Annotated in this window: 13 protein-coding genes; 5 read left to right on the plus strand and 8 right to left on the minus strand. The window is 42.5% G+C overall.

Annotated features, from left to right (window positions below):
* Window positions 1–98: 98 nt before the first annotated feature.
* Window positions 99–578, plus strand: coding sequence for a DUF6530 family protein (locus MHB84_RS25520; RefSeq protein WP_076289188.1), 480 nt, complete (start codon window positions 99–101; stop codon window positions 576–578).
* Between the two features lie 92 nt (window positions 579–670).
* Here MHB84_RS25520 and MHB84_RS25525 read toward each other — a convergent pair whose 3' ends face one another.
* Window positions 671–1084 (minus strand): MerR family transcriptional regulator, encoded by a 414-nt coding sequence (locus tag MHB84_RS25525; RefSeq protein ID WP_076289189.1) that lies wholly within the window; start codon window positions 1082–1084, stop codon window positions 671–673.
* Between the two features lie 179 nt (window positions 1085–1263).
* Here MHB84_RS25525 and MHB84_RS25530 point away from each other — a divergent pair, with 179 nt between their 5' ends.
* A complete protein-coding gene (locus MHB84_RS25530; protein WP_076289190.1) occupies window positions 1264–2304 on the plus strand; it encodes an NAD(P)-dependent alcohol dehydrogenase in 1041 nt (346 codons plus the stop codon).
* 145 nt (window positions 2305–2449) lie between these two features.
* On the opposite strand, the gene MHB84_RS25535 is transcribed toward MHB84_RS25530, so the two are convergent.
* The 7 genes from MHB84_RS25535 to MHB84_RS25565 all read right to left on the minus strand — a co-directional run bounded on the left by MHB84_RS25535 (window position 2450) and on the right by MHB84_RS25565 (window position 8112).
* A complete protein-coding gene (locus MHB84_RS25535; RefSeq protein ID WP_076289358.1) occupies window positions 2450–3196 on the minus strand; it encodes an SDR family oxidoreductase in 747 nt (248 codons plus the stop codon).
* Window positions 3197–3238: 42 nt separating this feature from the next.
* Window positions 3239–3634 (minus strand): cupin domain-containing protein, encoded by a 396-nt coding sequence (locus tag MHB84_RS25540; protein WP_076289191.1) that lies wholly within the window; start codon window positions 3632–3634, stop codon window positions 3239–3241.
* Window positions 3635–3655: 21 nt separating this feature from the next.
* Window positions 3656–3973 (minus strand): carboxymuconolactone decarboxylase family protein, encoded by a 318-nt coding sequence (locus MHB84_RS25545; RefSeq protein WP_076289192.1) that lies wholly within the window; start codon window positions 3971–3973, stop codon window positions 3656–3658.
* 36 nt (window positions 3974–4009) lie between these two features.
* Window positions 4010–4741 carry a dihydrofolate reductase family protein gene (locus MHB84_RS25550; RefSeq protein WP_076289193.1) on the minus strand — a complete coding sequence of 244 codons (732 nt, stop codon included), beginning with the start codon at window positions 4739–4741 and terminating at the stop codon, window positions 4010–4012.
* A 290-nt stretch (window positions 4742–5031) separates the two neighbouring features.
* A complete protein-coding gene (locus MHB84_RS25555; protein WP_076289194.1) occupies window positions 5032–5862 on the minus strand; it encodes a carbohydrate ABC transporter permease in 831 nt (276 codons plus the stop codon).
* A gap of 1 nt (window position 5863) precedes the next feature.
* Entirely contained in the window at window positions 5864–6736 is an 873-nt protein-coding gene (locus MHB84_RS25560; protein ID WP_076289195.1) for a carbohydrate ABC transporter permease, read from the minus strand.
* A gap of 68 nt (window positions 6737–6804) precedes the next feature.
* Window positions 6805–8112: an ABC transporter substrate-binding protein gene (locus MHB84_RS25565; protein WP_076289359.1), complete on the minus strand. Its 1308-nt coding sequence runs from the start codon at window positions 8110–8112 to the stop codon at window positions 6805–6807.
* 212 nt (window positions 8113–8324) lie between these two features.
* Between MHB84_RS25565 and MHB84_RS25570 the strand changes: the two genes are divergently transcribed.
* From MHB84_RS25570 to MHB84_RS25580, 3 genes are all read left to right on the plus strand, one after another.
* Complete coding sequence (locus MHB84_RS25570; RefSeq protein ID WP_076289196.1) at window positions 8325–10088, plus strand: cache domain-containing sensor histidine kinase; 1764 nt, start codon at window positions 8325–8327, stop codon at window positions 10086–10088.
* Window positions 10089–10106: 18 nt separating this feature from the next.
* On the plus strand, window positions 10107–11615 hold the full coding sequence (locus tag MHB84_RS25575; protein WP_076289197.1) for a response regulator transcription factor: 1509 nt from the start codon (window positions 10107–10109) through the stop codon (window positions 11613–11615).
* A 196-nt stretch (window positions 11616–11811) separates the two neighbouring features.
* Window positions 11812–12327: a GNAT family N-acetyltransferase gene (locus MHB84_RS25580; protein ID WP_076289198.1), complete on the plus strand. Its 516-nt coding sequence runs from the start codon at window positions 11812–11814 to the stop codon at window positions 12325–12327.
* Window positions 12328–12368: the final 41 nt, after the last annotated feature.

The following is a 12368-nucleotide window of genomic DNA, read 5'->3' on the forward strand; positions in this document are numbered from 1 at the left end:
GTAACAGGAAACTGATTTGACTAACGGTTAAAATCAAGATAAGATGAAACCGTCGTTTAGTAAATTAGTAAAAAAGGTAAACGGAATGAGGGAATAAATTGAAAATACCTACAACGTTAAAACATAAACCTGTTGTCGTATCGGATAATTATGAAAAGGTTGACGGCCGTATGGCCGGAAACACGGACGCAAAAGGTCTTTCCCTGGGATTGGCCCAGTGGAACGATAGAGGAAAGGTTGATATTTCAGCCAAAGTATGGAGATATACCGGAGAAAAGTGGTCCAGACAATCTGAGGAACTGCCTCTCCATCGCGTGCTGGATTTGTCCATTCTGATCTGTCGGTCTTTGGAACATTTTCGTGAGGCCTACAGATATGAGAATTTATATGACCCAGAGCAGCCTGTCATCGATCGTGTTGGCCTGCAAGGGGATGCAATGTCCGTGGAAATCTGTACAGATAATGAGAGAATTAATGAAGATATTAAACTGTTCAGTCAAGCTTTGAGTGATGACGATGAAATGATCGGCGAGCGTTTGCGTACATTATCCAAAATATTAAAGGATATGGGTTATTAACAATATAACGTCAAGCTAAAGTGGATTGAACAAAAAGAGCCTAAACGTCTATAGACGTTTGGGCTCTTTTTTGTGAGTTAAACATAACGATTTTAGTTAGCAATGAAGTTCCCCATTCGATTGCTTTTATGAATCTCTTCCGTTCCAGCATCGAGAGCAGTCCTGTAATATGCACGTTTATGTTCAATAACTTCCATAGTCTTTCTAAGTTCTTCCATTTGTGCTTCTACACTAGCCTTGCGTTCGGTAAACATGTCATATCGCTCCTGCAAGGTGGAGTCACCCTCGGAACACCATGCAATAAAATCTTTGATATCCTTGATCGGCATCCCGGTAGATTTCAGACATTGAATGATCTTTAAAAAATCGATGTCTGATTCTTTGAAGTTTCGAGCTCCGCCAGGGGTACGTTCTACAAAGGGCATGAGTCCTTCCTTGTCGTAGTAACGCAATGTATATACGGTTAGATTCAATTCTTTAGCAACTTCGCTAATTGAATATGTCATTTATGTTCCTCTTTTCGTACTAATATAGACTTCGAGCTAACTCTAATTTCTTTTGGGATTTTACCACGCAGGTTGTAGGATGTCAAAATCTCAAAAGACATTTGACCTAGAGTTAACTAGAGGGATTAAGATAGTTTTGCAAGAGAAAAGGAAGAATGACAATCTTAGGAGGTTTTATGATGATAACTGCTAAAGCACGAGCTGTTGACGGTCCGGACCAATCATTCCGGGCGGCTGAGATTAAACGACGCGATCTGGATTTGCACGATGTTCTGATCGAGATTAAATATGCCGGTATTTGCCACTCTGACATCCATACTGCTCACGGCGAATGGGGTCCCGTAAACTATCCGCTCGTACCTGGACATGAGATTGCAGGAATAGTCACCGATGTAGGAGCCGAAGTTTCAAAGTACAAAGTTGGTGACCGAGTAGGGGTGGGGTGCATGGTTGATTCCTGTGGCGAATGTGAGAACTGCCGCCAAGGAGAAGAGCAGTACTGTCTCAAAGGAAATGTTCCTACCTACGCGGGTGTCGATAAGTACGGCGAACCTACACAAGGTGGGTACTCCACTCACATCGTCGTAACCGAAGAGTTCATCGTTCGTATTCCGGACAACATCGAGCTGGATGTCGCTGCCCCTCTACTATGTGCAGGTATTACAACATACTCGCCGCTAAATCATTGGGGAGCGGGACCAGGTAAAAAAGTAGCGGTTGTAGGTCTGGGTGGACTGGGTCATATGGCTGTCAAAATTGCACATGCCATGGGCGCAGAAGTAACTGTTCTATCACAATCATTGAAGAAAAAAGAGGATGGTTTGCAATTCGGGGCAGATCATTACTATGCCACAAGTGAACCTGATACGTTCGCAAAACTCGCCGGGTCTTTTGATCTGATTATTAACACGGTAAGTGCAAATATCGACATCAATGCTTATTTCTCACTGCTCACACTGGATGGCACGCTGGTAAATGTGGGTGCTCCTGGAGAGCCGTTGGCAGTGAACGTGATGTCCCTTATCGGTCACCGTCGCTCATTTGCAGGTTCAATGATCGGGGGCATCCGTGAGACTCAGGAAATGCTTGATTTCTGTGCAGAACATAGTATCGTTCCTATGATCGAAGTCATTTCAGCTGACCAAATTGACGAGGCATACCAACGTGTATTAGCTTCAGATGTGAAGTACAGATTCGTAATTGACACTAGCACAATTTAAATTGTTTTATAATAGATTGTATGGGCCTTTACCATTTGAACTGCAACTATAAAAACAGAAAATCCAATCGCTCATAACATTGCGATTGGATTTTCTGTTGTATTAATGATACGACGAATTTATCAAAATATCGAGAATCATACCATTAACCCACTTGAACCGTTGGGCGAATGATCATTTCATTAATCGCTACATCCGATGGTTGCTCAATTGCAAATGCGATTGCACGTGCGATGTGATCTGCATCAATAGCGGATTTGTAGAACTCATCTAAACCTGCTTTGGACTCAGGATCACTTGTCGTTTCCAGTAACTCGCTGCTGACAGCGCCTGGAGAAATATTGGTGACTCTGATATTTGTGCCGCTCATGGCTTCTTCCTGGCGCAAACCTTCGGAGATGGCTGTAACGGCATGTTTCGTTCCACAGTATACGGTTCCACCTGGATATATGTTATGTCCGGCAACAGAGGAAAGGTTCAAAATATGACCTGATTTCTGTTCTCTCATGGACGGAAGAACTGCTGCAATAGCATAGAGGACACCCTTAATGTTTACATCGATCATATTGTCCCATTCATCAACTTTTTTCTTGAAAAGAAAGGCTTGAGGCATGATTCCTGCATTGTTGATTAGAACATCAATTTTTTCAAATTCGCTTAGTGCATATTCAGCCAAATCTTCCATTTGAGTATGCGAAGTCACATCTGTTGGTTTGATAATAGCGTGACCGCCATTGTTCTGAATTTCTCTTTGCAATTGTTCTAAACGTTCTTCCCGGCGAGCTGCCAATACCAGGTTGGCTCCTTTCGAAGCAAGAACTTTCGCGGTAGCTTCTCCAATCCCACTGGATGCTCCCGTAAGAATTACAACTTTACCCGCAATATTAGACATATTCAATTTCATTCCTTTCATTTAGATACAGATTCCTTCGCCTTAGAGCGCGTTGTACCACTCATCATTCACAGGCTCTAACCATTCCGTTTGTCCTGGTGTCATAGCCAGATGCACAAACCAGCTTTCGGCTGTTGCCCCATGCCAGTGCTTAACGTTCGGAGCAATATTTACAACATCTCCGGTTTTAAGTAATTGTGCAGGTTTACCCTCTTCCTGGTACCAGCCTTCACCACCTGTAACAAGTAACACTTGACCTACAGCGTGTGAATGCCAATTATTGCGTGCTCCTGGCGCGAAAGTGACATTTCCAATGCTAGTGTTTAGTGGAGTTTCATCTGTAAAGACCATCTCCAGATACGCGTCTCCAATAAAATTGGCTTCTACTTTTTTTCCCAGCGGGAAGATGGTGCTATTACTCAAATGTTCGTTTGTCATAATGGTTCCCTACTTTCTATTTTATTTAAAAATATCTTTTGCAATATTGAACGCAGACCATGCCTTAGGCCAGCCCACATAGAAGGAAAGGTGAGTAATCATTTCGGACACTTCATTTCGAGTTACTCCATTTTCCTTTGCTCTATGAAGGTGTGGGGTTAATTGTTCGAAATTTCCACCGGCAATAAGTGCAGAGACTGTTATCATACTGCGATCATGACTAGATAATTCTTCTACTCTTGACCATACCTCGCCAAACAGAATATCGTCATTCAACTCTGCAAATTTGGGGGCGAAGTCACCCAATATATCTCGTCCAGCAGTTTGTTTTTTTTCCATAGCTATGTGATCCTCCATTCGTTGTACATTTAAGAATTATTTAGAATTTCCTTCTACTCGATAAGTCATCCACAATCCGTTATGTTCCATTGGTTCGACTCTTATCAATTCAAAATGAACGGGGAAGGTTTCTTTGAAACTCGAACCATTCTCAAACATGGTCAAAGCTGGAGAGCTTGCCTCTGCAAAAGGAACGAATACGAGACTCAGCTCATCGATCAAACCTTCGTTCAGGAAAGAACCGTTTAAGACACCGCCGCCTTCAAGCAGTAATCGATCGATGGAGAACAATGCTTTCAATTTTTTAACAACCGTCACAACGTTCAGCTCTTTCGTTCCACCAAAGATATAAGAGATGCCCAATTCTTGCAGATATGCGAGATAAGCATCGGGAACTTCTTCAGTCAGGACTTCAATGATGTGATCCGTTGTTCTGTTGCCATTCTCTTGAGATATATAATTGTGGTTCCAAGCCAATTTGCCGTGTGGATCTATAGCGACGGCATAAGTTTCAACGTCTTTCTGCGCAATATAGTCCGTTCGAGGAATGGGGGACTGCTTGTCTTGATTGGATGGAGGAATATATTCATGTGCAAAATGCTCTTGCATCGTGATTCGTCCGCACATCCAAGCATTACACTCGTAGCGGTCATGGATACGTTCATACTCATGAATGAAGTAGGCTGACCGATCATCTTCCAGAAAATCCCCGATAATTTTGCCATCCAACGAACTAAGCATATGACAAATCGTATAGGGTCTGTCCATCGTAGCATCTCCTTTCAACATGAATGGATTGCATGGGATAAAATGAATGGCATCCATTACTGTAGTAACACTGATGTGTAATTTAAATTTACATTTATACAATAATGAACATCTATCTATTATTATATAAGGGAGAAATGTATAATCAATTGTTAGATTCATTGAATTTGTTCAGAAATAAACAAAGAAGTGTGTATTGTAAATAAACGTCAAGATAGTATGACAAAAAACGCCTTGGGAGTTGATTTCCCAAAAGCGTCCTAAGTTTATTTCTATTTAAATACCAATGGTCACCCTTTGACTGCACCTGCAGTAAGTCCGCTAACGATATATTTCTGTCCAAACAAGTAGAGGATAAACACAGGAAGTGAAGTCAGTACAAGATTTGCAAAAATCAAATTCCAATCGCGGCTGTATTTGCCGTAAAAATTATAGATCGAAAGCGGCATAGTCCACGTTGAACTATTCGTAAGGAAGTACACCGGAATCGTAATATCATTCCATACCGACATAAACACCATGATCGCTACCGTTGCGTTAACGGGCAAAATGAGCGGTGTAACAATACGGAAAAACACGCCGAATACGCTGGCACCTTCCAGAAACGCGACCTCGTCCAGCGCTTTTGGAATGGTTTTGATAAATCCGCTGTACAAAAATACGCTAAAAGCGGTATTAAGCGCAGCATAAATCAGGATGACACTAGATATGCTGCCGTAAAACCCCAATCCCTGTACGACCCGAATCGTCGTAATGATCGACATCGGCGCAATCAGTCCCATGAAAAAATACATATATATTGTGTTTGAAAGTTTTGTGTCCCGGCGTGCCAGAATGAAGGATGCTGCTGAGGAAGCCACAATGTTGATAATGGACGAGATCCCTGTAATCCAGATGCTGTTCAGGAATGCTCGGGACAGACCGCCTTCTTCAAATACTCGGACATAGTTTGAAAACTGCCATTTATCCGGCAAACTCAAGGAGAAGCTGAGTACTTCAGCGCTCGTTTTAAACGAACCTAATATTAGAATCACCAGAGGCAACAGAATGAGCAGAGAGGCGAGGAGCAGAAATCCTTCAACAACATAGTTGCGAATAGCGAGTTTGCGTGTATATCCCATGTTATTCCGTAACCTCCTTGCGCCGCATGAAAATCAATAGCGGTATAGCAATAATCGTGACCGCCACAAACAGAAGTGTGTTGACTGCGGTACCAAGTCCCCAGTTTCCTTCGCCGAAGGAGCGGAGAATAATTGTTCCCACAACTTGTGAAGCGTTGCCTGGACCTCCGCCAGTCATGACATACACTTCCGAGAATACTTTAAGCCCACCAATCAGCGTCAACATCAGATTAATATTGATGGCTGGCAGCAAAAGGGGCAGTGTAATTTTGAAAAAACTTTTCCAGGAGCTTGCTCCATCAATCGTAGCGGCTTCATAGTATTCTTGAGAAATGGATTGTAAACCAGCCAGATAGATGGCCATTTGGAATCCGGCGCTTTGCCAGATGGATACTATGGCAATCGTCCAGATGACAAGGGAAGGATTGGTCAACCAAGCCTGGCTCAACGAATGTAATCCGACTGCTTCCAATACACGATTGATTGTACCTTCTGTACGCAGCATTGGTGTGAACAAGATGCTGATGACCAGAATGCTCAGTATGGAAGGGGAGTAGAAAATTGCGCGCAGCAGGTTCTTCGTTTTTAATCTCATATTTAGGGCCACGGCTAATAGCAGACCAATAATATTTTTGCCAGCAACCGTAACAACGGCAAAAATTGCCGTATTTTTAAGCGCCAAAATAAGCGTTTTGTCTGAGAAAATTTTCTCGAAATTGTCCCATCCGATAAACTTCAGATCAATTCGATCCAGACGCCAATCCGTAAAGGAGTAGTAGAAAGCAGCAATTGCTGGAATGACAAAAAAGATAGAGTAGATGAGTAGTGCCGGAAATACCATGTAATACGAATATAAATTTTTAGCCCTTTTCATGTCTCACACTCCGTTATGGCTAGGCAGCACTTCATTCAGGAATGACATGCTGCCCTGTATTTCATTTCTTAGAAACCGGAAACGCCTTTATCCTGCATAAGTTGACTGAACTTCTCATCCCAGGATTTCAGAACTTCCTCCGGAGTCAAACCGCCAGCGAATTGATCCTGTAACAGTCTGTATAGCTCACTTCGATCTACCAGCATGTAAGCATCCGTGGTCAACACAGTTTTCTTGGGCAGAATGTAATTGTCGACGATATCCTGTTTGTAAGCAGGTAACTCCGGTGTAGTAACGTCGCTAAAATTGGATACATAGCCCTTGGAATCGACGATCTGTTGCGCAATTTCCTTGGAGGCGATGAAGTCCAGGAACTGTTTGGCTTCATCCAAATGCTTAGCCTTTTTCGGAATGAACAGCTGTCCTCCAAGCGGACTTGCACCCAGTTTGGCATCATCGGAAGACGGAATTGGGAATACGCCGAGTTCCATGCTTGGATCCTGTTCTGCTACGCCTTCGATTAACCAATCTCCCATAAACATCATGGCGACTTCCTTGTTCAGGAATTTGCCAACCGCCATGTCATAGCTGTCGCTCAGCACATCCGTATTGGTATACCCCTTGGTGTAGACTTCGTATTGCTGCTGCAAAAATGTTTTGAACTCGGGAATATCGGACCACTTTCTTTTGTTGCTGTTGAGTTCATCAAAAAAAGACGGATCATTTTTGGCTACAAAATCGGCAAATGCTGCCGCTGGCCAAATGTTCGCAGCCCATGCATCTTTATAAGGCATGAATACAGGGGTAATGCCGCCAGCTTTAATTTTTTCACAGATCGCCAAAAATTGTTCGTAACTTGTAGGGATGGACAGACCAAGGTCAGCAAAAATCTGTTTGTTGTACACGACGCCTTGCATGCCCGTATCTTGGCTGACATGGAAGCTGTAGATATGACCGGCAGCGGAAAGTACATCTTTGTTTACAATTCTGCTGGCCCAGGACTCGTTATCCAGTATTTCGAAATTGCGCTCAAGATTCAAATCCGTAACCGCACTGGCCAAATTGTATTGAATGATGTCGGGCGTTTCGTCTACAGCCAGCTTGGTTTGTAGTACGGTCGTTGTTTGCTCAGCCGGAATGAGCTGCAGATTAACAGAAATATGGGTCTGTTTTTCAAATTCATCGAGAATATCCTGCTGGATAAAGGCAGAATCCTGTGAACTCTTCGAAATGGCCAATTCCAGTGTGACCTTGCTGTTCTTATTTCCACTGCTTGCAGACGTATCAGAATCAGTGCCACCTGATCCGCAAGCGGTCAGTGAGATGGACAACAAGCTCGCCAGTACAATGGATGCTGCTTTTTTTCTTTTATGCATGTTCAACGTAAATCCCCCTCTGAAACATGTAATGAATCCGTTTACAAATTCAATTATAAAATCCACTTCTTCTCCGGTACATGTCTGTGCTTGAATATTTATGTGTAAAATCCTGAACTTGAAATCGCTATCATTTCATTCGAACCCATGCTACATTAAGACATGATCCAGACGAGTTTCACAGCATGACAAGACAGGAGGCTTCCCGAAGCATGGGTAAATTTATACATAGAGCCACACAATTCAGCTTGCAGACAAAAGTATTATTGACATTTCTCGCCCTTCTTTTGTTCGTGCTGGGCTGCTTTATCGTTTATGTGAACCTTGTCGTTATCCGCCCGCTTACACAAAAGACAGAGGAGGATATACTGGTCACTGCCACAAAGGTACGAGAACAGGTTGACCTATACGTAGAGCAGCAAAACCAGATGTCCCAGCGCATATTGTCCAATAAGGACATCTTCGCAACGATGGACAAGAGCTCTTCAGCACCAAGCAATTATGAAAGACTGAAGCAGATTCGGAAACTAAAAGATATCATGTTTCAGGCTATTGGCCCCAGCATGAACATCAAGGACATGTCCATTTATGATAAACAAGGTGTGCTGCTCACATCGTATCTGGGTTCAGGGCATCCTCCAACAATCTTAAGTGCCTTAACGGAAAAAAGTAGAAGTGGACGAGAGTGGACAGGGAACGGTTTTATTCTGCTTCGAGATGCAGACACGATCTCCTTTGTCCGTACGGTCAACGATCAGAATGGCAAGCTATACGGATATCTTAGTATTCAAATGGATCAAGCTTACATTCAAAACCTTACGGAAGGAATTACTGCAGGAGATGTATTCATTTTGAACAAGCAAGGTGAGCAAATGACTGGCTTGGAAATGAGAAAGAACGAATTGGAGTGGAAAGAACCATTATCCGACGAAGGACTGGCAGTTGATGAACAAAATAATTACGTTACGCATTCTACATCTCACCAGACGGGTTGGATTACTTTTATAATAACGCCGAAAGATTCGGTATTAGGCTCGATCCGTTCCGTACAAAGCATGTCCATTTTGCTGATTACAGCCTTAATGCTCATTTCTTTCGTGTACATTTTCTTCTCCACACGCAACCTGTTGCTTCCCATTCGTAAGCTTCGCAGCCAGATTTGGCGCATCAACTACAGCAATATGAAGCTGAAAGTTGATGAACGACCTAAAAATAACGACCTGCTGCTGTTGAATGAAGCTTTTCAGGACTTGATGGAACGTTTACAGCAGTCCATTGATCGTGAGAAGAAGGCGTTACATGAAGAAGTCACTGCGCGGAATTCCGCATTACAAGCTCAGATCGCTCCCCATTTCCTTCATAACGTCCTTTATTTGATCAGTATTGCTGCTCAAGAGGGGAGAACCCAGGTCGTGTCCGATATGTGCAAACATCTGTCAGACAGTTTACGTTATATTGTTTCATCTCCTTATGCACATGTGACGATGACGGATGAGCTTGAGCATACAAGACATTACTTGTCGTTGGTACAACAAAAGTATGAAGAAGATTTGGAGTGGAACATCGATGCTGATGAACTGACGAGTGAAATCCGGCTGCCGCGGCTGGTCATTCAGCCTTTTGTTGAAAACTGTATTGAGCACGCTTTCTTTAATACCACACCTCCCTGGCGTATCCAAATTACCGTGAAGCAGTATAACGGATTATGGGCATTGGAGATTAAAGATAACGGAGAGGGCTTCCAGCCAAACAAAATAGAAGAGATTTTGTCCAATATACAGAAGTCCGGCTCCGGAATGAATCAAACCCCTGATCGTCAGACAGCTCTTGGCAACATGGGGATCGTCAATAGCGTGAATCGACTTAAACTGATGTATAGCAATCGGCTTTTATTTAACATCTACAACAATCATTCAGACAAGGAAAAAGGAGCAACCATTCAAATCATCGGATCGATGACGAGGGATTTTTACTGAGCACAGGAGGGATAGACTATGTACAATATCATGATCGTTGAGGATAGCAAACCTATATTGCGCAATATTAAAATGCTGTTGGATAAGCTGGATTTTCCCATTCACGTGGCAGTTACGGCCACAAATGGGGAAGAGGCGTTAGAAGCACTTCAGAAGCAGCCTATCGATCTCCTGTTGACAGACATACGGATGCCCAAGATGGATGGCTTATCACTAATTGAGCAGGCGAAGCTTGCCCAGCCTGAGTTGAGGGTCATTCTAATTAGCGGGTATAGCGATTTTGAATATACACGAAAAGCATTGAATTTGCAGGTGTTCGACTATTTGCTGAAGCCCGTCGAGCCTGAGGCGCTGGAGGAAGTCATGGGCAGAGTTATTAAACAGCTTGAACAATCGAGGTCTAGGTACTTCCATGAGCTGCAGGAGATCGTTGATCCCCATAGTTATGCTGAACTTAAGCCAGGAGACCATGCTGCTTTTTTGGCCCAAATGATGATCATTCTGCGCAGGCAGCCCTTCACCTCGGAACGGGAACGATGGGGACAAAAGACGTTACAGGCTTCTTTAGAAGATTTTTTTGCTCCTCGTCCATGTAAAGTGTTTCTAAGTCAAACTCCGCAGCAATTCATCGTTTTTGTAAACAGGGGGATTCTTGATTTGTATTCTTCTGTACATGAGTGTCTCGAATCGTTGCGGCGTCATTTAGATGTACAAGGTATGGACACTACAATCGCGGGGCAGCTGCTATGGTCTCAAGATGCAAATCTGTCTGAGCTTTATCATCAAATATCGTCCATCTTATCGATTCACCAGCGATTGAACAATGGATTGGTGCTGGATAGCGGAAATCCGGTTTCCATAACAAGAACTGAAGCAGGTTGTCTGGATTCCACACTGGAGTTGGCTTTTGTCCACATGATACAAGCTCGTCAGAAGGAGCAGTTTGCCCTTAAGCTGTCCGAGTTGATGAATCGATGGACGGAGGATAACGTACATGTGAAAGAATTGGAACGATTTATCAATTTAGTAGTGGATACATTCGCACATTTGGTTGAAGAGCAAGGGGCGGGAATTAGGCTTGGTTTGGAGCTTAGAGCAAAAAAACTGTTCGATGAAGAAACATATGGTGATTTCTGCCGTGAATTAACGGAATGGATTGGACAATGTTTTGATATGCTTCAATCCCATGGTCGGAAAAGCAGAGAAGATCTGTTTATGCAAATGGATGAGTACATCAAACGGAACAAGTACACCCAAATATCCATCAATGACATTGCAATGAAGTTTCACGTCAGCCCCTCCTACGTTAGCAGAGTCATTAAAAAAGTAACGCAAGTCACATTTGTTCAGTATTATACAAAGCTTAGAATCAAGGAAGCATGCAGACTAATGGAATGTCAACCGGATATGAAGTTTAAGGAGTTATCAGATCTGTTATCGTTCAGTGATCAGCATTATTTCTCCAAGGTGTTTAAGGAATATACAGGACTTAGTCCGACAGAATATAAAGAAATACTGCTTAAATAGACTGACCGAGGAAAACTTATTAAACATTCCGAAAACGTTTGCTACGTATTATAATCTGCCTGGTCTCATTATTTTATGTTGCAAACTATACAAATTTGGAGTAGATTAAAAATATAATAAATGTTGTATTTGCAACAAAAAAACTGAACTGTTTTTAAATTAAGTAATTGATTCATAGAAGGAGAGATACATCAGAATGACAGTGGAAATAAGAGCATGCAGTCACGAGGATTTACTAAAACTACAAGAAATAAGTATAGAAACATTCAACGATACATTCAAAGATCAGAATTCCCTTGACAATATGAGGGCCTATCTCGAAAGAGCATTTAACGCTAAACAGTTGGAAGCCGAGTTATCTAATAGCTGTTCAGACATCTTTTTCGTCTACTACAATGATGAACTTGCCGGATATCTAAAAGTGAACAGAGATGGCGCCCAATCCGAACAAATGAGTGATGTTTCACTCGAAATTGAGAGGATTTATATCAGGAATAAATTCCAAAAGCAAGGACTAGGTAAATATCTGCTAAATAAAGCGATGGATACCGCACTGGAACACAAAAAGAAGGAAATCTGGCTCGGAGTATGGGAAAAGAATGACAATGCCATTGCTTTTTACAAGAAGATGGGATTTGTGCAAACGGGCTCACACTCTTTTTATATGGGGGACGAGGAACAAATCGATTTTATCATGGTCAAGACACTCTAGTAATCGTACCGATTCTAAAATCGGTACAGATTGTCGAAAAG

The organism is Paenibacillus sp. FSL F4-0087 (assembly GCF_038020215.1).
Taxonomy (GTDB): Bacteria; Bacillota; Bacilli; order Paenibacillales; family Paenibacillaceae; genus Paenibacillus; species Paenibacillus taichungensis.